Genomic DNA, 20,391 nt, shown 5'->3' with positions numbered 1-20,391 from the left:
CAGCGCGCAGATATCCAAGTGCATGCTGGTGGCGCAATAAATTCCTAGAGGGTTAACATGCCCCCCCTAGCCCAAGTTCATCTCTCGGATGGTTTCCGGTGAGCAAATATCGTTAGGGAACAAAAGACGGCGGTGAGGAACCGGGTTTAAGAATCACCACACGGGGTTCGCCTATGCCGGACTCTCCATACCGCCATTCCGGGTACACCCAGTTTTCCGGCTCCCGCTGGAGTGAAATGCGGGCACCGGGCCAGCGCTGTCGAGCCTGTTCGTGCTGGGCTCGGGCCGAGAGACTAAGTTTCATCTCAATATGGTGGCAGACCTTGTCCCGCAGGGCATTCATATGTCGAATGGCGTATTCCACAGGGGCATAGCCGTTGTTATGGAACATCAGACGAAGGTAATGGCGGTCATCCAAGGGGGTAACGGCGTAACTGGAGTATTGGGCCCGCATAAAAGCCTCCTCTTCAATCAGCTCTCCCAAGTTCTTATGTACTTCATAGTGCACCCATAAGCTATCGCCCGACTGACGCACCGCCCAGTTCACTGGTGCGATCCTTTCACCTCTGGCTGGAGTATTCGGCCCCATTTGATAAATTAAGTGTATTAGCGCCTGCTCCAGATGATGGGGGTTAAAACAACTCATCCCTTCCGGTAGGCAGTTAACCCGTTCCACTACCGCAATGAAGGTCGTATAACCCAGACGCCTCAAGCGCCAGAACGGACCGTAATAATCCCAGTTTCGCTTAATAAACAAGGTGTTGGTAAACAGATCATCAATTGTGCTTTCAGGATAAACAGTTGGATCGTAAATATTGACTCGGGGAATCGGCGCTTGTAAATCCTCAAATCCATCAGAATCGTGATGGGGCGGTAGTTGCAAGCACAGTTTGGAGCCGCTTAAGTCAATTTCGATATTTTCTGGTTTGTCTAAGCCAGGAACGTAGGGTTGTCTGCGGGAGGCGAATAAGCGTTTTAACATGGGGTACTTGGCGTTTTGTCAGCGTAAAACGAAAAAAGACTACTAAATGTTGAAATCAGGCATACTAGAGATGAGGTACAGCAGGGTCAATCGATCGTTTTATTAGTGGAATGCGCTGAATTCCTGTGAGAACTTTGCCTTGAGCGCCCTAATGTCGCAAAGTATCGGGGCTATACAGGGCGCTTCAGCCGGTGATGATAGAAATCAGTAAAATCATCGGTTTTCCCGGGCCCCTGAGACCCGGGTCGCGATTAGGAGGCTTTGGCGTCGTAGGTTTTGCCCCGCCGCAGGGCCCTTGGAAACGGGAGCTTCATTCCGTTTTTTACAGACACCATGAGCACGGACAGGAAGATCACTCCGCTGCCCAGAATTGTGTACATATCTGGCGTTTCATCGAAGAACGCCCAGCCGATCAAGTAAGCCAACGGCAGGGAGAGATAGCTAATATGGGCGGCGATGGCGGCGCTGCCGATACGCAGGCCGACGATCCAGAAGTAGCTATACACTGAGCCCAGCACGGCGATCAGGCCGATAAAGGAAAAGTCTTTCAGCGATACCGGCGACCAGTCCGCCACCGCCATGGGGCCCGACATCAGAATCGTCAGAATCGCCAGCCAGAACATCAGGCTGATGGGACTTTCCTCGGAGCCGTACTTCTTCGTCCCAATATGCAACAGGGCGAAGCCCAGGGCGCCGGCGAACGGATAGATGATTTCCAGGGGCGTGAAGTCGCCGCTGGGGCGGGCGATCAGCAACACTCCGATAAAGCCGACAAGAGTCGCCAGCCAATGTCCCGGAGCCACTTTCTCCTTCAGCCAAAGCGCGGAAATCGGAACGATGAACAGAGGTTCAGCGAAGAAAATCGTCACCACCACCGCCAGCGGCAGGTTGGCGAGGGAGTAGAACAATAGAAAGGAGGCGACGCAGTTGAGCACGCCGCGCATCAAATGCGCCTTCGGCGACTTCCAGACGAAGATGCCCGCGCCTTCTTTTACCGCCATGGGTATCAAAAGCAGCGCAGCGAAGCACCACCTTAGAAACAGCAACTGCCATGTATCAACTTCTTCCCCCACCTGTTTAACGAACGCATCCATCCCTGTGCCCGCGACGACAGCGATAAAAACAAACGTCATGGCTTTGCTATTTTGTGTGTTTTCCATTTTGGTATCCCTTTTTTATCCACGGTTGACCGCTCGGCGTTCACCCCCTTGTGAACGCCCCAAACCGCATCGCGTCACGCCTGCGTCAAAGACACAGGCTCGCCGCTCTGGCGTCCGCCTCCGCCCGGGCCTTGTTGACCCGCCCGGAAAAGGCCGGCCTCAGCCAGCGGTTTAACTCCTGATGCACGCGCGGCTCGAACAGTCCCCTCTCGCTCATCCACTCATCATTGAAAATTGTTGGCAGATATTTTTCTCCTCCGTCACAGACGATGCAGACCATCGTTCCTCTTCCGCTCAGGTTCTGAGCGATTTTGACGCTCTGATACACTGCGCCTCCCGCCGAACCGCCAATCAATAACCCGCGCTGACGCGCTAGGTAGCGACAGGTTTCAAACGCCTCCGCATCCGTCACCTGATAGCCGTAATCCACCAGTTCCCGGCGAAACGCCGCGCCAATGGAATCCCCCGGGGGCACGCCAGTGCCGGACTGGTAATAAGGTCCGCCTTCCTTGCGAAACACGACTGACCCCACCGGCTCCACTCCGAAAATGCGAATGTCGGATCGATACGTCTTCAGCGCTGAGGCCACGCCGGTGATGGAGCCGCCGGTGCCAACGCAAGCCACCAGAGCGTCGATAACGCCGTCTGTGTCACGAATCAGTTCATGAGCCAGTGTGCTGGAGTAGCCGCCTGGATTGGCCTGGTTATTGGATTGATCCATAAAACAGGCGCCCTCAATTTCGCTGGCCAGACGCGCCGCCGTCAGCTCTCTTTCCACCGTCGCCACTTCGTCATCGGCGTAATCGCCTTTGACAATATGCACTTCTCCTCCGTAGGCCTTCACCGCCATGACTTTTTCAGCAGCGGCGTGATGATCCATCACGGCGATAAAACGAAAGCCCATTTCCGCGGCCAGCAGGGCCAGCCCCGTCGCGGTGTTACCGGAAGACGACTCCACGATAACGCCGCCCGGCTGCAAACGGCCTTCACGCACCGCCGCTTCGATCATGCTGCGGGCCATACGGTCCTTCATGCTCATGCCAGGATTAAACTTCTCCAGCTTCAGCAGCAATTTCCAGGAGCAATCCTGCAAAGGCAGCTCCAGTAGAGGGGTTTCGCCGATTAATTCCGACACCTTTGTTTTAATCATGTTCATTCCTTATTCGTTATATATCAGTGCTTTCCAGTCCTGATTGCGAAACTGCTCAGAACGACTCATCCAATCGCCATGACCAATCGCCATGCCCTCCTTCATGGTCGTCGGTTGCGATTAATGCAAGTTTTTGCGGTGTCGGCGCACGGTGAAAACGGGTCTCCATTAAATCCATCTGATAACCGGCGGTGTTTACAAAGGCCAGACAATCTCCCGGTTGCGGCAGATTCTTGAAAGGAATCCATCGCTTTGTCAGCACGTCCGACTCCAGGCAACTACCGCCTGCGATATAGGCGACGCCCGCATCGCCCTGGCCTGCGCCAATCACGATCGGGTCCACCAGAAACTCTGATTGAAACCAGGGTTCACACGCGCTGAAGCTGAAACCGTCGACAACGATGACATGCTTGCCCGCTTCCAAACGCTTGACGCCTTTGACGCGAAACAGGGTCGCTCCGGCCTGATCCACCAGGCCTCGTCCCGGCTCCACATATAGCGCCACACCCTCTTGGCGCAGACGCTCACGATTGCCGCAGGCCAACACAATATCCTCCAGCGCCTCCTCTTTTACGCGGGGGGACCAATAAGGATAGAAATTGTCTGGGGAGCGGCCATCCATATAGTAATGAGGCCCGTTGTAACCCTGGAACGCCTCCCAAGAGCCTCGGGAAATATAGCGAGTCGGAAAACCGCCCCCTATGTTGACGCTGTTGGCGTCAAAGCCTAATCCACGGAAGTAGCGAATCATTTCAATGGATACCGCCAGCGCCTCCGCCCGCTGACGGATGGAGTAGCCGCCCAAGTGAAAAGCGACGCCTTCCAGTTCCAGTCGATGCCGAAACGGCTTCAGCGCGTCCGCCAGAGCCCTCAGCGCTTCGCTATTCATGCCAAATCGACTGACGCCGACATCGCCGTTCCAACGCAGCTTGATACGGGTTTTATCGCCTTGGCGAGACGCCAGCAGCAACGCCTGCAACACCTCGAATTCTTCCGCGGAGTCAATGGCGATAATCGCCCCCGCCTTCATTCCCAGTTCAACAAAGTCCGGGCTTTTAAAGGCTCCGGATAGCGAGCATCTTTCGCCCTCGACGCCGGCAGCCAGCGCATCCTGCAACTCAAACAGGCTGGAGACGTCCGCTCCCGCGCCATTGATCGCGACGGCCTTGAGAAAGCTGTGGCAGCGATTGACTTTCATCGCATACAGCACGTCGCCGCGAATATCGGCGTTGGCGTAAACCCGCCGAAAACGGTAGAGATTTTCTTCAAATATCTGTGGAAACATCAGATGCGCGGGCGAGCCGTGCGCATCCATCAGCGCATTTAAACGAGCTGGATCGGAGCCCAGCACATGTTGCGTCAGGGGATGAATCAACGGCGTCAGATATGGCGCAGCCTCTCCCCTCACGCCATCCCGCCGGCATGATTTAATTGTCACCATTACTTCCCGGCTCCCCTGGTTAACGCACCAACGCCATAGAACGTTGCGGCCAACCGGAGGGGAAGTAACCTGTGATATTGTCTTCAAAGCCCCCGCAGTATTCATAAGCCCAATCACGAATTTCAGCGAGCATGGGGGTATGGACGTTCAGCCTTCTGGCGGCTTCCAGGAAGAAGTCCATGCCGTAAGGCACATCTTCCGTAAAGATGCGATGGCGACGATTGACTTCAAAGCCGCCATCGCAGGTCAGCATGGGTATCTTGATGCCCGCGTAAGCAGGGTTAGTGCGGAAGGTGGAGTACAGCGTGCGCGGATTGGTGATCTGTCTGCCGTATATTTTTACGATGTCTTCGTGCAGCGGCAGCGCAAACGGGAAATCGGAGCGATACACCTCTTTCAGCGCCGCCAAAATGGCCTGCTGCTCTTCGTCGCATTTCTTGATCAGATAGGCGGCGAACTCGGTGAGATCTTCATAAAAGCTCAGTCGCTCTTTGAAAGGTCTGCCATCCCACTGTGAATAAGGACCGACCAGGGAGTACAGGATAGGCAAATGCTCAATCGGATTGCCCGCGCAGGCGCTCAGTTCAATATAGTGCTCCGCACGGCTGGCAGGCTGGTAAAACAGTTTTTCCAGGGCCTTCTTAGCCAGCTCCACCTTGATGTGAGTTGGATTGGAAATGGCGTAAAACAGTTCCTTCTTGAATCCGAGAATGCTCACGCTCTGGCCAGGCACAAGATGGGACGCCATTACCGGCGTGTCCTTGATGCCCCAGGCGTAGACATTGGAGCGTCGGCCGATGTGATAATCCACCATCCAGTCGAAAGCGCCCCAACCGGGTATCGCGCATAGCTGCACGACCTTCTCTTCGGAAATCAGATTGGCGATCTGCGCCAATACGCGGGGACGATCGTTAGCGGGATTGGTGATAAAAATCAGATCCGCCTGGGGTATGACTTCAGCGGGATTGTCCGTCACCCGCACCGGCTTGGCGTGCAGATCCTCTCCATAGGGGGTGGATACGACAATCTGGCCATTGGCGCCCAGTCTTTCGTTTATCTCCTGGGCTTTCCGGGTCAGCATCGAAACTTCCTGCCCTCGTGAGGCGAAGATACCCAGAAGCGCGTGGGCTTGTTGGCCCCCGCCAATGATTACGATATTCATATTGCGAACTTCCTTTCCATTACTTCTTGACTTGGAACACGGGTTTGTCAGGTCAAACGCGTTACCTTACGCTTGGCGTTGCTGCGTTATATCGCTCTGTGCCGGGTCCTGCAATTGCCTGCAACATCCGGGTTTGCGGCGGGCTTTCCATGTGCGCCCCTGGCCAGGGCGTCCTACGCTGGAAAATCGTTGATGATGTCGGGATTGGACGCCCGTTGTGTCACAAGCCTCCAAACCTCCATCCACGTAACCAGCGACAAAATAAGCGGTGCGTGGACGGAAAAGTTGAAATACCAGGCCGCCCAGGAGGAACCCCTCCATAAACGGCATGACGACACACCTATCCGGCCGACGGTCCGCCTCTCACTGCGCCGATTAAATCGCCGCATCCCGAGAACAAAACCTGTCGCCGCGAACAGTGACAACCTTGTCAGTACTATGCAAAAAGCAACGTTACAATTTGTTTTTATTTAGAAAAAGATATTTTAATCGACTCAAAAAAGTAAATTGATTATATTGCACATCGCTGTGATATTTTTTCCAGGAGGGATGTATGAGGAGTAACTCACGGCCTTCATTAAAAGCCTTGGAAGTTTTTGAAGCAGTCGCCCGCCACCAGAGTTTTTCTAAAGCCTCGGAAGAACTGTGCATCAACCACAGCGGGGTCAGCAAGCATATCAAAGCCCTGGAGCTGCATTTCGAAAAGCGGCTGCTGGTGAGAAACAACAAGCAGGTGCAACTGACCGAAAGCGGTCAGCGTCTGTGGGAACAACTCACCCAGGCCTTTGAGATCATTCGCGGCGCCTGCGGCATTCCCCACGAAAAGAATTTTATCGAGATCAAAGTGCCGGTCACCTTCGCTATCCGTTGGGTGTTGCCGCGCCTCAGCCGCATTCGTGAGGAAACCGAGCTTAACCTGAAGGTGACGACCGCCTGGCGTCATTCCGTCGACTTTCTGAAAGAACACTACGATATGGGCATCATCTTTTGCGATGAGCCGTCCGACGAGTTCTTTTATGAGGAAAATCTGGTCGCGGTGTGCTCCAAAGACTACTACGAGCAATTACGGGGGCTGTCCGATCAGGAAATACTGGATCAGGCGAATTTCATCAGCCCCAACCCCTCCATGTCCGACTGGGAGTTATATTTCTCCCACACCGGCCTGCCCGGCGCGCAAATCAGCTCAGACCGCATGCTGATCATGGATTCCATGGAATCCGCCATCACCGCCGCCGTGAAATTCAGCGGCGTCGCCATCACCGATGTGCTGTACGTGCAGAGTGAGCTGGCCAATGGACAATTGATCAACGTATTCTCCCGCACCGTGAAAACCGGCCTGGGCTACAAGCTCACCTGCGTCCCCTCGTTACGGGACAGCAGGGAGTATGAAACACTGCTGCAATGGATCACCCGCGAGACCAATAGCCAGCCAGCGCGTATCTTGAACAAAGAGGCCGTGACAGCCGAATAGCTGTGATCACGGTCCTTCTTCCTCGCCCTCTTTTCCGCCGCACTGCATTACCGCCTCTACCGCCTTCGCTGAACCTTTCCGTCGTCCTCTGCGTATCTTTCCCAGTATTCGCCAACAACATTGCAATAGCCTCAAACAGACAGCCCAACATGACTCAACACCGCATCGTTATCGTCGGCGCTTCCGGCGCTATTGGGGCCGCCCTGACCTATCGGTTCGCCAGCGAGCCCGACGCCCAGGTGTTTGCATACTCCCGTTCACCTCGCACTTGGGAGCAAAGCAATATCTATTCAGGTCGCCTGGATTTTAGCGATGAGGAGTCCATTCAACGGGCTGCGGAGATCGCCGCCGCTTCGGGCCCACTAGATAGAGTATTCGTGGCGGCGGGTCTTTTGCACACGGCGACTATGCGACCGGAGAAGGCGCTGAAAGAGTTGGAAAGAACGAACTTTGAAGCCTGCTTCCTCACCAACGTGATTGGTCCGATGCTGGTGGCCAAGCACTTCCTCGGCCTCTTACATCCAAGCCGTCCTGCGGTGTTCGCCGCCTTATCCGCAAGGGTCGGCAGCATTTCTGATAACCGATTAGGCGGTTGGTATGCTTACCGGAGTTCTAAAGCCGCCCTGAATATGGCCCTCAAGACCGCCAGCATTGAAGTGGCGCGCCGCAACAAACAGGCGATTGTCGTCGGTCTGCATCCTGGTACCGTCGCCAGCTCGCTTTCCGCGCCTTTTCTTGAGCGCGTCCCGCCACAGCGGCTTTTTACGCCGGATCAGGCCGCAAGCCATCTCATGAAGGTTATCGAACGATTGCGCCCGGAAGACACCGGCAAACTATTCGCCTGGGATGGTAGCGAGATTCCGTTTTGACACCCCGAAGACCATTGACAACAGGATAGCGCTCCCTAGAAAATATCCGCCGAGTCATCGTCTTCTTCCGTGAAGTCAATGATGGCGCTATCCAAGGATGCAGCCTTGGCGCGGCTGTAAAACTCTCCCGAATAGTCGCCGCCAAGCAAAACTTCCGTTCTATCCGTCTCGCCGAATAGATAAATCATGCGGTCTGACGGCGCCGGCGCAGAAGTCTGGTCACGCAGCCGCGTGATGGTTTCTTTAAAAACTTCTTTGGCGACAGGTTTGTCGATATCGGCGAAGCGTTGCTCCACTAGCGGCAAATACTGTTTGGCGTCCAGGTCGGCGATAGCGCATGCGGCGTAAGAAAGATTCTTGGTATTTTCGGGATTCCCGAGAAACGCCGCTGCGCCGTCTGCGTCACGTTTGATCATCCACAACGCATAGCGGGTTTCCATGACGAATTGGGCGCCTTCATAACGCCACTCAAAACTTTCCAGGAAGGACTCCAATACGCTCACGTCCCCCGCATACCCGCACAGCGAAAGCGCGATCGCCACAGGGCCGGTCTTGCAGTTCAACCCATAGGACGCCTCGTCATCGCTGACCTTCCGCAGCACCCCTAACAAAATATCAGTCGCGTTAGGTATATGGTGACGCGTGTACGCCATAGCGAGAGCGCCCACCAGCCCCTTGTTAGTTTCATGATATAGCGATGGCGTGAAGCCATAGGAGTTCAACTTTTCACTGCGCACTCTTTTGGCGTACTCGAAATGCCGCTCAAAGCTGGATTCCAGAAACGCTGTGACTCTGCCCGCGTATTCCGCTTTCCGCCCCCAGCCATGCAACGTGGGCAGCCAGCCGGAACTATAGTCGTGATCCTCCACTTCCAGCTGCTGCGTCAGTTTGTCGAGCAACATGGAGAATGTCGTCTCATCACTCATATTCGCAAACAGGTAATAGCGATAGTCCCGTTCTGTCTCAGCCATATGCTCATGCAGCGACTGCATGAACGTCTCCGAGGCGTTCGCCCTGGCGATGAGCGTATCGCAGAAGGCGTGCAGCCCGTTTTCGACAGCGGTAAAACACTCTTTGCTCAACTCCGCGCGGATATCCCAGTCAATGTCGTCAGTCCATAATTCGTCGTTATTGAGAAAGTCATATATCGGGGAGGTCTGACGGCTGATCGTCGTCAGCGTCGCCGCGAAATCCGTTTGGAAGGCGTTGACCGCCGCCTCGATATTACTTTCGATTTCGCCTTTGAGGGCGTGTATAGCGTCGTAAGGAATCATCACGGGATAACATCTCTAATGTATTTATCAAACAGTGCGCGATTTGCGCCACGGCGAACATGTGCATGGAAGTCCAGGCGCATTAACCGGCTATTAGAATGCGGGATAACAACGAGGAAATAAATCATTCGCGGGCGTCGGGACTCCATCCCAACGCCCACTACGATCTGTTTAAGCCGCGGCCACCACGGTGTAGCCGAGGTAGCTGGTGTAAGCCAGGTACACCGCCAGCAGAATGCCGCCTTCGACGCGGTTGATGCGGCCTTGTTTGCCTTTGAAGCCGAAGCCCATGACGAATAGCGCCAGGGTGAGGCCCGCCATCAGCGTCCAATCGCGGTACAGGACTTCCGGTTGTACTTCCAGAGGATGAATCGCCGCAGCGATGCCGACAACGGTGAGCGTATTAAACAGGTTGGAGCCGATGACGTTGCCGATGGCGAGGTCATGCTCGCCCTTACGGATCGCCGCCAGCGAAGAGGCCAGCTCCGGCAGCGAAGTGCCGATGGCCACGATGGTCAGGCCAATGATCAGATCGCTGACGCCCAGGCTGTGCGCCACAGTGACCGCGCCCCACACCAGAATGCGCGAGCTGATAATCAGTAGAATCAGGCCGGCCACCAGCCAGAATATGGCGTTTTTCAGCGGCATGGGGTGCGCGATCATTTCATCGTCCACTTCCGACGCCAGCGCATCGGAGCGCTGCTGCATGCCTTCGCGAATGGTCCAGCCCATCAGCCCGGCGAACACCACCAGCAAAATCGCCGCGTCGACGCGGGTCAGATCGCCGTCCCACAACAAGCCCGCGGATAGCAGGGTGATGGCTGCCAGAATCGGCAGTTCTTTGCGCAACACCTGCGAGTGCACGGCGATGGGGCTGATCACCGCCACCAGACCCAGAATCAATGCAATGTTGGTAATGTTGGAGCCGTAACCGTTGCCCAGCGCCAGACCGGGGTTGCCCTCCGACGCCGCCAGCGCAGACACCACCATTTCCGGGGCGGATGTTCCGAACCCCACGATCACCATCCCAATCAACAGGGGCGGCATGCCTCCATGCTTCGCCGTCGCGGCGGCGCCATCCACAAAACGATCTGCGCTCCAAACCAGCAGCGCCAGGCCAGCGACAATAGCAAGCAATGCAAGCATCATGCGATCACCTCGCAATTAACGGAATTCGGCGCATACGCCTTAAGAGTAACCAAGTTCCATGGAACGGAATCGGCATTATGAAGAGCAAGTATATTCATCATTTGCAGCCTCTGGGGTGGAAAGATAAACGCCAAGACGCACGAAAAACATCCACCCCTGGCTGCTTTTCGTGCGTCTTAGGTCTCATCAATCCTGGGAGGGACACGATCGCCACGGACTTTGCGCCCGGAGACTGTTGACGACCGTCCCGGCGGAAGCCGGGAGACTACTCCCCTAAGAGTGGGCGAATCCTAGCAAACTCCTTCAACAGGGACAACCTAAAGCTTCCGCCGCGGCCGCCTCCACCGCTAAAGCCCTTGCGCCCCGCGGCTTTCGCCGCATTAACAATCGCTCAGGTTACATTGCATTGCCCACCTTCACTGCTACAATTTTGGTAACGGACCTGCTCAGGAAGAGAAACAAGATGAAAGGCATCGTTTTCACCGAATTTCTGCAACTGGTGGAGGATAAATTCGGGCTTGAGGAAGTCGACGCCCTTATTGAAGAATCCGGCGTTTCAGGGATATACACCTCCGTAGGCACCTACGACCACAGTGAAATGGTCGAACTGCTGAAAACGCTCAGCGCCCGTCACGACGCTCCCATCCCTGACTTGTTGAAAACATTCGGTAATCATTTATTCGGCCGTTTCTATGTCCTGTATCCGCAATTCTTCAAGGACATCCACGGCTCCTTCGACTTTCTCAGCAAAATCGACGTTTATATCCACCAGGAAGTACAGAAGCTCTATCCAGACGCGGAGCTGCCGCGTTTCGATTGCAGTCAGCCGCAGCCCGACCAACTGATGCTCTATTACTATTCAACCCGACATCTGGAAGATCTGGCGGAAGGGTTGATACAGGGCGCAATAGCCCATTTCAATGACGGAGTCGTATTAAGTCAGCGCACCGAAGAAAAGGACCATATCACCTTTGAGCTGAATAAAATCCAATGACCAAAATCGCCGTTCTTGAGCGCGCCCTCGCCCGGGAGCGCGCCGCCCGTCATCAGGCGGAGCAACTGTTGGAATTAAAAGCCACTGAACTCTACGAGAGTCATCTGTTGCTGGAGGACGCCCTGCAGAAAACCGCAGGCATGGTGCACTCCCTGGGCGACATGGTCAAAGACCGCACCAAGAAGCTGGAAGAAGCGCGGGATGAGGCCATGGCCGCCAACAAGGCAAAGAGTCTGTTTATCGCCAACATGAGCCATGAGATCCGCACGCCGCTGAATGGGGTGATCGGCATGCTGCAGGCCATGATGCATGGCGACCTGTCACGGGAACAAAAGGCGCGCGCCAAAACCGCCTTCACCTCCGGCAAACTGCTGCTGACGGTGATCAACGATCTGTTGGACTTCTCCAAACTGGAGGCGGACAAGGTCAACCTGGAGCGCATTCCCTTCTCGCTTGGTCGTCTGCTGGACAGCTGTCTGCCAGTCGTGTGCAGCCAGGCGTCCGATAAAGGGCTCACTTTGACGCTGACCCTGGCCGCCCATCTGCCGGATCAGATCATGGGAGACCCTACCCGGCTCAAGCAGATCATCTGCAACCTGTTGTCCAACGCCGTGAAGTTCACCAAACAGGGAGAAGTGTCGTTGTACTGCTACCCGGTGGAGGACCGCCTCATGTTCGGCGTGGCGGATACCGGCGTCGGCATTCCCGCAGACCGGCAGCAACAGATTTTCGAGCCGTTCAGTCAGGCGGACGACTCTCACACCCGGCGCTACGGCGGCACTGGGCTGGGCCTGTCCATCAGCTCCCGGCTGGTGGAAGCCATGGGCGGTCGTCTGCAAGTGCGCAGCGAACCCGGCGTTGGAGCCGACTTCTACTTCTCCCTGCCTTATCTCTCCCTGTCTATCGACGGATCGACCCGGGAGCCGCCGCCGGCGCCCTGGGCGGACAAACCTATTCTATTGTTGGCGGAGGAGTCCATTGCGCCCTTCCTGAAGCGAGGCCTGCGTGAACTCGGCGTGGATATACTGGCTCCGTCCAGCTCCACCGAAGAAGCTCTGAAAGCCTTGGAAAGCGCCTATCGCCCCTTCGACCTGATGTTGGTTCACCAACAGCCGCCGCCGCAGGAAATCCTGGCCTGGCTACGGGACAAACACGGCGACCAGAACCCAATCGCAGTAAGGGTGTTCGGCGCCCAGGTAGATTTGAATAACGAGGAGGTCCTGTACTCCGAATTGCGCTCGCCTATTCGTCCCCATGATTTGTTCGTCCTATTGCAAAACCATTATGTAGGCGAAAACTGCCGCGCCTGTTGTCTGGATGACCATGACGACGATGACGACGCGCAAAGCTGGTGGTTCGGCGGCTCCAAAGTGCTGTTGGCGGAGGACAATGTGGTCAATCAGGAAGTGGCCATCGACCTGCTCAGCTCCGTCGGCGTCAAGCCGGATGTGGTCGACAACGGCCTGTCCGCGGTACACGCCGTGCAGGGCAAAGACTACGATCTCATTCTGATGGACGTGCAGATGCCGGAGCTTAACGGGCTCGACGCCACCCGCGCCATTCGCGCTCTGGGCGGGCGTTTTCAGGAGATTCCCATTCTGGCGATGACCGCTCACGCGCAGCAAAGCGATCGCGACCTGAGTCGTGACGCCGGCATGAACGGCCATATCGTCAAACCGTTCGCGGCTGAAGAGCTGTTCGAGACGCTGGGTCACTGGCTGCGCAGTAAAACCCCCGCGCCGGCGACACGGGAAAGCATCATCACCGCGCCAGCCGGCGGCCACGACATTCCCTCCCTGCCCGGTCTCAACATCACCGAAGCCTTGCAGCGCCTGGGTGGACGTTGGCCCCTGTTCCAGCGCATCCTCAGCGGCTTCTACGAAAAGTGGGAAGACGCTCCCAAGGAGTTGCAAACCCTGATGGAGCAGAACGCGCTTGGTGAAATCGCCATCATTACCCACGGCCTTAAAGGCAGCGGCGCGACCATTGGCGCGGAAGCGCTGGGCAAAGCCGCCGGCGCGGTGGAAAGCGCCGCCCGCGCGGGCAATCAAAGTCAGACCCACGACCTGATGGCGCCGTTGCTGCAAACGCTGGAGGAAGTATTGTCCGGTCTGTCGCGCCTGGAACAAAACGAAGCCGCTCCTGCGCCATCGATGCTCAGCAAAGATCAGCGGCCATTGCTGCCGCAGTTGCTGCAATTAAGAGACTATCTGGAAAGCGATCTGGGGCAGGCGCAGAAATCCCTCGCCCAACTGCGCGCCACCGTCAGCGATCCACCGCAGGTGCAAGCGCTGTCGCAGCTGGAGGAAGCGTTGTTTCAGTTCGATATCGAGCAGGCTCAAACCCACTTATCCCAACTCATTCAAACTCAGGGTGAACCACAATGAGCGACGAAAAGCCCCATGTGATGATCGTCGACGATTCTCCGAACGACCTGCATTTCCTGCTGGAGAACCTGAAAGACGAATATGCGGTGCAAGCCGCCACCAGCGCCGCCAAAGCCTTGCAGATGGCGGAGAAAGATCCGGAGCTGGATGTGGTGCTGCTGGACGTGACCATGCCGGAAATGGACGGCTACGAATGTTGTCGGCGGCTGAAGGCGAATCCCGCTACACAACATATAGAAGTCATCTTCGTCTCCGCCCACGATACGGTGGAGGAAAAACTGGCGGGTTATGACGCTGGCGGCCGGGATTACCTGATCAAACCCGCGCAACCGGACGTACTGCGCAAGAAAGTGCGCATGGCGATTCAGCAGATGCAACAGGCCAAGGCAGGCCAGGAGGCGCAGCAGGCGGCCATGTCCACCGCGATGACCGCCATCACCGTCGCGGGTGAACAAGGAGTGATTCTGGAGTTCCTGCGCCGCAGCATGAGGATGGACACGCTGACTGATCTGGCGGGCCTGATCATTGAGACCCTGGAGGAGTTTGACCTGCAGGGCACCGTGCAAATCAATCTGGAGAACGACAAAATCAGCCACAGCAGCAAAGGCTTCGTCTCCCCCCTGGAGTCCGAGCTGCTGCTCAAAGTCAAAGACCAGGAGCAGCGGCTACTGGAATTCAATAAACGCTTGCTGGTCAATATCCCTCCTTTCTCTCTACTGGTGCCCAAAACCCCGGATGATGAGGAGAAGAAAGGCCGCGCCCGCGACAATTTACTGCTGTTGCTGGAGTGCGCCGAGTTCCGCCGGCAAGGGCTTGAAAACCAGACACTGATCGCGCTGATAGAAGGCGTGCTGCAGGACAGCCGCAAAGCCCTGAAAGACATCAACGACGCGCGCGAACGTCAACACAAAACCGCTTTTCAGGTGCTCGAGCAGACCCTGGATGAACTGGTGGTCGCCTACGATAGCCTCGCGTTGCTGGAAAGCCAGGAAGAGACCCTTACCAAGGTGGTGCGCAAAGGGTTGGAACGCACCTTCAAGACCTATGAAGACGTGACCGGACTGGATGAGCAGTTAGAGGCCATTATCCAGCGTATGGAGCATTGTCGGGGGGCGTGATCTCGCCCCCGTTTTCAGGCGCTCATCCCCGCTGGGCGCTGGCGGTGAGCGACGCGCCCATATCCAGAATGCACTGAGGGATGCGGTCCAGAGAGATTTCCCGCGCCACCGCGCCTATTTTCGCCGCTTCTTTCGGCATGCCGTAAACAATGCAGGAGCGTTCATCCTGGCCAATGGTCAGAGCGCCGGCGTTGCGTAATTCCAACAGTCCTTTGGCGCCGTCGTCCCCCATGCCGGTCATGATGATTCCCAACGCGTTGCGGCCCGCCGCCTGAGCCACCGACCGAAACAGGACGTCGACGGACGGCCGGTGGCGATTCACCGGCGGCCCGGACATGATCTCCACGAAGTACTGCGCGCCATTGCGCCGCAGCACCATGTGTTTGCCGCCGGGAGCAATCAGCGCGCGCCCTGGCGCTACCTGATGGCCGCTTTCCGCCTCCAGGATTTCCAGCTCGCAGATGCTGTTCAGGCGCTCCGCGAACGCCGCGGTGAACTTTTCCGGCATGTGCTGCACGATCACGATGCCGGGACAATTACGGGGCAGCCGCGTCAGCACGTATTCCAACGCCTGGGTGCCGCCGGTGGAGGTTCCCAGCGCGGCGATTTTATTGGTGGAGACCATAGAGCCGCTGGAGCGCAAAGGAATTACCGCATCCGCGGAGAATTTGGCGGGGGTCGTCACGGACTGCGCCGGCGCGGCTGTCGCCGCCGACATATTGCGCATATTGGCTTTCGCCGCCGCTTTGATTTCCATGATCAGCTCACCGGCGGCGCTCTCCAGATATTCTTTCACGCCGACAGTCGGCTTCGCCACCACCGCCACCGCGCCGGCGGCCAGCGCTTTCATGCTGGTCTGCGCGCCCTTGCTGGTCAGGCTGGAGCACATCACCACCGGCGTGGGCCGCTCCGCCATCAGTTTTTTCAGGAAAGTGATGCCGTCCATGCGCGGCATTTCCACATCCAGCACGATGACATCGGGCCACTGCTTGCTCATCCTCGATTGCGCGAAAATGGGGTCCGCCGCCGCGCCGATCACTTCGATATTCTTATCCCGCTCCAGCACTTGCTGCAGCACCTGCCTGACCACCGCCGAGTCATCCACCAGCATGACCTTGATCTTAGTGTTCATCGGCTTCCCTTCCTTAGCCACACATCGCCGCTCCAGACGTCAAACACCAGATTGCGATGCGCCCGGCCGCCCAGGTCTTCGCCCATTATTCGAAATCCATGGTGTTTGAGCAGACGATACGCCGCTTCAATGTTGCGTTTACTCACGTTGATTGAGGACCCTTCCAGCATAGAGCTGCCTCCGAATATTTTCACTTCGTACTCCTGCGGCCGCGTGCGTTCCTTCTTTAAGGCGTCCACCAGTAATTGCATCGCTTCATCCGCATAACGCCCGTCCAGCCCCTGATTGGACGCGCCGCCGTTGCGTTGCGGAAGCATGTAGTGACACATGCCGCCCAGGCGCTTTTTGGGATGCCACAGCACCACCGCCACACAGGAGCCCAGCAGCGTCTTCATGCGGGTGTCGGCATCAGAGAAATACCATTCGCCCGGGTCCAGATAGACTTCCAGAATGTCCTGCGGCGCTTTGCCGGCGTCGACCATGCTGGGAGCGTCTTTCTGTATCCAGACATCCCCGCTCCAGATATCGAACACCAGATTGCCGCTGCCGTTGTGATCCAGCGCCAGTTTGAAACCGAAGTCATGCAGCAGCTGCCCCGCCTCTTTCGCGGTCTGGTCCGCATCGTTCCCATCAAAGACGAACAGCTTCGCCTCAAAGCGGCGAGGCGGCGCGCCGGCGCGCACCATCTCCAGTTGCAGGAAGCTCAGCGCCGCGTCCGCATAGGCGACATTCAACGTTCGGCCGGTGGGCTCGCTGGCGTCCATGCGCACTTTTTTGAAGTGACACATCCCCCCGAGCTTCAAATGCGGATGCCACAGGGTGATGATTCCCCCCTCCCCGAGCAGACTGCGAATGCGCGTGTCGGCCTCCGCCAGATACAACTCCCCCGCATCCAGAAAGATCTCAAGAGGCTCTTCCGGCTTGGCGATTACGGTTTGCGATACACGGCGGGACATATTTGCTCTAGTTGCTCCGTCACGCCATTCAGACTCTCCGATCGACCGATGAACAAGTGACCGCCTTTGTGCAAATGTTGAATCAATTTGGCGATCAGTTGGCGCTTGGTGTCCGCCTGAAAATAGATCATGACATTGCGCAGGAAAATCACGTCGAACAGCCCAACATTAGGCAGCGTGGCGTTTAGATTAAGGTTTTTGAATTGCACGACTCCGCGCAACTTTTTGTCCACCAACAGATTGCCGTCCTCCGGCCCCACCCCCTTCAGGCAATAACGCCTCAGGTAATTCGGCGGCATATGTTGCGCCCGCTGCATGGAGTAACATCCGCGCCTGGCGTGGGTCAGTACGTCGGTGGAAATATCAGTGGCCAGAATTTCCCAGTTGGACTGGCCCAGTGCGTCATCCAGCAGCATGGCGATGCTGTAGGGCTCTTCTCCCGTGGAGCAGGCCGCGCTCCACACCCGAAAGGGCCTGCCCCGCGCACGCTGGGGCAAGATGTGCCGCTGCATGAAGTCAAAGTGCTGGGGCTCGCGAAAGAAATAGGTTTCGTTGGTGGTCAGCAGATTCAGCGCGATCTGGCGCTCGTCCGCGTCGGCGTCGATCAGGCGCAGGTAATCCCCGTAACTTTCCAGATTGTGCGCCTGCAAACGCTTGGCGAGACGACCGGTGACCAGATTCTTCTTGGCGTCGGTCAGAAAGATGCCCGCCGCATCGTGCACAAAGCGTTTAATGATCAAGAAATCCCTGTCGCCGATGCGATAAAGATTCGACTTCGGCGTAGCGCCTTCACTGGCGACGATTTTGACCATCAGGCCACACTCTCCTGCAAGGCCTCCGCCATGTTGGTAATTTCATCCACGGACAGCACCCGGTCAATGTCCATGACAATGACAAAGCGTTCATCGGACTTCCACATGCCCTGAATGAAATCCACCCGGATCTTGGCGCCGAACGCCGGCGGCGGCTGAATATTGGACATGGGAATATCAATGACCGCGCTCACGCTGTCCACGATCACTCCCATGTCCTGGCTCTCTTCTCCTGAGCCGACCTCCACGATGATGATGCAGGTGCGCCGGGTCACCTCCCGCTCGGTTTTACCGAAGCGACAGCCAAGGTCGATCACCGGCACTACCCGCCCGCGCAAGTTGATCACCCCACGGATGAAACTTGGTAATGTCGGAATCGGAGTGATGCCGCCATATTCGATGATCTCCTTCACCCCCAGCAGAGGAATGGCGTACATATCCCCGCTTTGCATAAAGGTGAGGTACTGTTCGCTGTCCGCGGGCTGGGCGCTTGTTTCCAATGCCTGAGCCATATCCGCCTCCTTCCAGGCCAGGGTTTGCGGTTAAAAACGAATGAAATGCGCTTCGTCCGGCTCCGGCGTTTCCGCCGCCGGCTTGTTGACCACCCGCAAGGGCTTGACCTTGGCGGTTTTCTTGGGCGCGGCTTCCCGCGGAACCATTGCCCGGGCGGCGCTGCTGGGACTGCTGTCGCCCAGTTTGAAGAACGCCATGATGTGTTGCAGTTGCTGGGCCTGGCTGCTCAGTTCTTCCGCCGTCGCCGCCAGCTCTTCACTGGAGGACGCGTTGCTTTGCGTCACCTGGCTGACCTGAGTCATGGCGGTATTGACCTGGGCCACGCCGCTGGCCTGTTCGGAACTGGCGGCGGCGATTTCCTGCACCAGACCGGCAGTTTTCACAATGGAGGGAACCAGTTCTTCCAGCAGGGCGCCCGCCCGCTCTGCGCGATCGACGCTGTTGTCGGCCAGATTACTGATTTCCTGCGCGGCGGTCTGGCTGCGTTCCGCCAGCTTGCGCACTTCCGCCGCCACCACGGCGAAGCCTTTGCCGTGCTCGCCCGCCCGCGCCGCTTCAATGGCGGCGTTCAAGGCCAGCAAGTTGGTCTGATAGGCGATGTCGTCGATGATTTTGATTTTGCCGGCGATATCGCGCATGGCGGTGACGGTGGCCTGAACCGCCTGTCCGCCTTCCTGCGCCTCCTGGGACGACTTGGTGGCGATGTCTTCAGTAACTTGCGCATTTTCGGTGTTTTGCGAAATGCTGGCGTTCATCTCCTCCATGGACGCAGTGGTTTCCTCAACGCTGGCCGCCTGTTCACTGGCCGCCTGAGACAGCGATTGCGCCGTGGAGCTGACTTCCTCACTGGCGGAAGACAAGTTGTCCGCAGAGCTGCGCACGTCGCTGATGATGTCGGTAAATTTCTCCACCATTTGCGACATGGCCGCCAGCACCTGTCCGGTCTCATCCCGGCTGTTGACGTTGACGCTCACGTTCAAATCGCCTTCGGATAAACGATAGGCCACATCCGCCGCGTGTCCGAGCGGACGCGATATGGCGCGGGAAATAATAAAGCCCAACATTAGGCCCAAGACGGCGGCGACGCCGATCACCACCAGCATCACGGCTTTGCTGGTGGCGTATAGCTCATCGTTGGATTTGGAGGTGGTTTCCGCATTGTGCTCGATCACCTGCACCAGCTCTGTCATCAGGTTATCCAGCGCATCCGCTTTCGGGCGCAATGTGGTCATGGCGAAGTCGACGGAATCGCGGTTGGACATCAGGCTTTCCTGTCTGATGATGTTCAACAAGCGATCCCGCAGTGGAATGAACTCCTGATAGGCGCGATCCAGGTCTTTATACAGGCGTTTTGCTTCTTCCGTTTCAGCGATGCTTTTGGAGGTGTTCAGCTCAGTGTGCATGGCCGTGTCAAACTCCTGCACCGAGCGCATAAACGCCTCGCGCTCCTCCATGGTGCTCGCCAGCATCAGGTTACGCAGCGCGCGACTTTGGTTGAGAAGCTGGATATTGGCTTCCTTGATGTGGGAGATGCCCAAGGTGTCGCGTTTATACATCTTGGTGTCGGACTCGTTGATTTTGCCCATGTTGGAGATACCGAGATACCCCACCACCGCCATCAGCGCGAGCATCAATAGAAAGGAGCCTATCAGCTTTACGGAGACTTTCAGATTATTAAACCAACCCATGATCCCTCTCCCATGTTTCCAGTGTTTCTCTCTGCATTACTGGCTTCGTTGCTGTCTTTGTTACTAGCTTTAATACTGGTTTTATTACTGGCTTGCAGTCAGTGAATTCGTTCCGTCGGACATGCCTTTCATG

17 protein-coding genes are annotated in these 20,391 nt (G+C 56.7%); 5 read left to right on the top strand and 12 right to left on the bottom strand.

What is annotated here, in order from left to right:
- Positions 1–112: 112 nt before the first annotated feature.
- The 5 genes from ONV78_RS22230 to ONV78_RS22210 all read right to left on the bottom strand — a co-directional run bounded on the left by ONV78_RS22230 (position 113) and on the right by ONV78_RS22210 (position 5,895).
- On the bottom strand, positions 113–982 hold the full coding sequence (locus ONV78_RS22230; protein ID WP_279506489.1) for a hypothetical protein: 870 nt from the start codon (positions 980–982) through the stop codon (positions 113–115).
- A gap of 251 nt (positions 983–1,233) precedes the next feature.
- Positions 1,234–2,142: a DMT family transporter gene (locus ONV78_RS22225; protein ID WP_279506487.1), complete on the bottom strand. Its 909-nt coding sequence runs from the start codon at positions 2,140–2,142 to the stop codon at positions 1,234–1,236.
- A gap of 85 nt (positions 2,143–2,227) precedes the next feature.
- A complete protein-coding gene (locus ONV78_RS22220; RefSeq protein WP_279506486.1) occupies positions 2,228–3,292 on the bottom strand; it encodes a cysteine synthase family protein in 1,065 nt (354 codons plus the stop codon).
- Positions 3,293–3,347: 55 nt separating this feature from the next.
- Positions 3,348–4,733 carry a Y4yA family PLP-dependent enzyme gene (locus ONV78_RS22215; protein ID WP_279506484.1) on the bottom strand — a complete coding sequence of 462 codons (1,386 nt, stop codon included), beginning with the start codon at positions 4,731–4,733 and terminating at the stop codon, positions 3,348–3,350.
- Between the two features lie 19 nt (positions 4,734–4,752).
- Positions 4,753–5,895 carry an NAD/NADP octopine/nopaline dehydrogenase family protein gene (locus ONV78_RS22210; protein WP_279506482.1) on the bottom strand — a complete coding sequence of 381 codons (1,143 nt, stop codon included), beginning with the start codon at positions 5,893–5,895 and terminating at the stop codon, positions 4,753–4,755.
- A 553-nt stretch (positions 5,896–6,448) separates the two neighbouring features.
- Between ONV78_RS22210 and ONV78_RS22205 the strand changes: the two genes are divergently transcribed.
- On the top strand, positions 6,449–7,366 hold the full coding sequence (locus ONV78_RS22205; protein ID WP_279506480.1) for a LysR family transcriptional regulator: 918 nt from the start codon (positions 6,449–6,451) through the stop codon (positions 7,364–7,366).
- Positions 7,367–7,515: 149 nt separating this feature from the next.
- Complete coding sequence (locus ONV78_RS22200; protein WP_279506478.1) at positions 7,516–8,235, top strand: SDR family NAD(P)-dependent oxidoreductase; 720 nt, start codon at positions 7,516–7,518, stop codon at positions 8,233–8,235.
- 35 nt (positions 8,236–8,270) lie between these two features.
- On the opposite strand, the gene ONV78_RS22195 is transcribed toward ONV78_RS22200, so the two are convergent.
- Together ONV78_RS22195 and ONV78_RS22190 are read right to left on the bottom strand one after the other, a co-directional pair.
- A complete protein-coding gene (locus ONV78_RS22195; RefSeq protein ID WP_279506476.1) occupies positions 8,271–9,512 on the bottom strand; it encodes a hypothetical protein in 1,242 nt (413 codons plus the stop codon).
- A 168-nt stretch (positions 9,513–9,680) separates the two neighbouring features.
- The gene (locus ONV78_RS22190) at positions 9,681–10,658 is read right to left on the bottom strand and encodes a calcium/sodium antiporter (RefSeq protein ID WP_216736181.1); all 978 of its coding nucleotides are present in this window, start codon (positions 10,656–10,658) and stop codon (positions 9,681–9,683) included.
- Positions 10,659–11,121: 463 nt separating this feature from the next.
- On the opposite strand from ONV78_RS22190, the gene ONV78_RS22185 reads away from it, so the two are divergent.
- From ONV78_RS22185 to ONV78_RS22175, 3 genes are read left to right on the top strand one after another with little or no spacing between them, the layout of a single operon-like run.
- Complete coding sequence (locus ONV78_RS22185; RefSeq protein ID WP_279506474.1) at positions 11,122–11,652, top strand: heme NO-binding domain-containing protein; 531 nt, start codon at positions 11,122–11,124, stop codon at positions 11,650–11,652.
- Positions 11,649–14,039: a hybrid sensor histidine kinase/response regulator gene (locus ONV78_RS22180; RefSeq protein ID WP_279506473.1), complete on the top strand. Its 2,391-nt coding sequence runs from the start codon at positions 11,649–11,651 to the stop codon at positions 14,037–14,039. The genes ONV78_RS22185 and ONV78_RS22180 overlap by 4 nt, the downstream gene beginning before the upstream one ends.
- Positions 14,036–15,157: a response regulator gene (locus ONV78_RS22175; RefSeq protein ID WP_279506472.1), complete on the top strand. Its 1,122-nt coding sequence runs from the start codon at positions 14,036–14,038 to the stop codon at positions 15,155–15,157. The genes ONV78_RS22180 and ONV78_RS22175 overlap by 4 nt, the downstream gene beginning before the upstream one ends.
- A gap of 22 nt (positions 15,158–15,179) precedes the next feature.
- On the opposite strand, the gene ONV78_RS22170 is transcribed toward ONV78_RS22175, so the two are convergent.
- Genes ONV78_RS22170 through ONV78_RS22150 form a run of 5 tightly spaced genes read right to left on the bottom strand, consistent with a single transcriptional unit; the run spans position 15,180 to position 20,258 of the window.
- The gene (locus ONV78_RS22170; RefSeq protein ID WP_279506470.1) at positions 15,180–16,289 is read right to left on the bottom strand and encodes a chemotaxis response regulator protein-glutamate methylesterase; all 1,110 of its coding nucleotides are present in this window, start codon (positions 16,287–16,289) and stop codon (positions 15,180–15,182) included.
- Entirely contained in the window at positions 16,286–17,245 is a 960-nt protein-coding gene (locus ONV78_RS22165) for a chemotaxis protein CheD (protein ID WP_279506468.1), read from the bottom strand. The genes ONV78_RS22170 and ONV78_RS22165 overlap by 4 nt, the downstream gene beginning before the upstream one ends.
- The gene (locus ONV78_RS22160; protein WP_279506466.1) at positions 17,218–18,057 is read right to left on the bottom strand and encodes a protein-glutamate O-methyltransferase CheR; all 840 of its coding nucleotides are present in this window, start codon (positions 18,055–18,057) and stop codon (positions 17,218–17,220) included. Before ONV78_RS22160 ends, ONV78_RS22165 begins: the two co-directional genes overlap by 28 nt.
- Positions 18,057–18,569: a chemotaxis protein CheW gene (locus ONV78_RS22155; RefSeq protein WP_279506464.1), complete on the bottom strand. Its 513-nt coding sequence runs from the start codon at positions 18,567–18,569 to the stop codon at positions 18,057–18,059. Before ONV78_RS22155 ends, ONV78_RS22160 begins: the two co-directional genes overlap by 1 nt.
- Before the next feature lie 30 nt (positions 18,570–18,599).
- Positions 18,600–20,258 (bottom strand): methyl-accepting chemotaxis protein, encoded by a 1,659-nt coding sequence (locus ONV78_RS22150; protein WP_279506462.1) that lies wholly within the window; start codon positions 20,256–20,258, stop codon positions 18,600–18,602.
- Positions 20,259–20,391 lie beyond the last annotated feature (133 nt).

The sequence above is a fragment of the Hahella sp. CR1 genome (genome assembly GCF_029813005.1).
Lineage (GTDB): Bacteria > Pseudomonadota > Gammaproteobacteria > Pseudomonadales > Oleiphilaceae > Hahella.
This window is presented reverse-complemented; position numbering and strand designations above follow the sequence as displayed.

Bases quoted from the DNA above. Each gene is read 5' to 3' on its own strand.
- ONV78_RS22215 (WP_279506484.1), bottom strand. From the start codon at position 4,733: ATGGTGACAATTAAATCATGCCGGCGGGATGGCGTGAGGGGAGAGGCT.
- ONV78_RS22230 (WP_279506489.1), bottom strand. From the start codon at position 982: ATGTTAAAACGCTTATTCGCCTCCCGCAGACAACCCTACGTTCCTGGC.
- ONV78_RS22150 (WP_279506462.1), bottom strand. From the start codon at position 20,258: ATGGGTTGGTTTAATAATCTGAAAGTCTCCGTAAAGCTGATAGGCTCC.
- ONV78_RS22160 (WP_279506466.1), bottom strand. From the start codon at position 18,057: ATGGTCAAAATCGTCGCCAGTGAAGGCGCTACGCCGAAGTCGAATCTT.
- ONV78_RS22205 (WP_279506480.1), top strand. From the start codon at position 6,449: ATGAGGAGTAACTCACGGCCTTCATTAAAAGCCTTGGAAGTTTTTGAA.
- ONV78_RS22180 (WP_279506473.1), top strand. From the start codon at position 11,649: ATGACCAAAATCGCCGTTCTTGAGCGCGCCCTCGCCCGGGAGCGCGCC.
- ONV78_RS22220 (WP_279506486.1), bottom strand. From the start codon at position 3,292: ATGATTAAAACAAAGGTGTCGGAATTAATCGGCGAAACCCCTCTACTG.
- ONV78_RS22190 (WP_216736181.1), bottom strand. From the start codon at position 10,658: ATGATGCTTGCATTGCTTGCTATTGTCGCTGGCCTGGCGCTGCTGGTT.
- ONV78_RS22200 (WP_279506478.1), top strand. From the start codon at position 7,516: ATGACTCAACACCGCATCGTTATCGTCGGCGCTTCCGGCGCTATTGGG.
- ONV78_RS22175 (WP_279506472.1), top strand. From the start codon at position 14,036: ATGAGCGACGAAAAGCCCCATGTGATGATCGTCGACGATTCTCCGAAC.
- ONV78_RS22170 (WP_279506470.1), bottom strand. From the start codon at position 16,289: ATGAACACTAAGATCAAGGTCATGCTGGTGGATGACTCGGCGGTGGTC.
- ONV78_RS22185 (WP_279506474.1), top strand. From the start codon at position 11,122: ATGAAAGGCATCGTTTTCACCGAATTTCTGCAACTGGTGGAGGATAAA.
- ONV78_RS22155 (WP_279506464.1), bottom strand. From the start codon at position 18,569: ATGGCTCAGGCATTGGAAACAAGCGCCCAGCCCGCGGACAGCGAACAG.
- ONV78_RS22225 (WP_279506487.1), bottom strand. From the start codon at position 2,142: ATGGAAAACACACAAAATAGCAAAGCCATGACGTTTGTTTTTATCGCT.
- ONV78_RS22165 (WP_279506468.1), bottom strand. From the start codon at position 17,245: ATGTCCCGCCGTGTATCGCAAACCGTAATCGCCAAGCCGGAAGAGCCT.
- ONV78_RS22210 (WP_279506482.1), bottom strand. From the start codon at position 5,895: ATGAATATCGTAATCATTGGCGGGGGCCAACAAGCCCACGCGCTTCTG.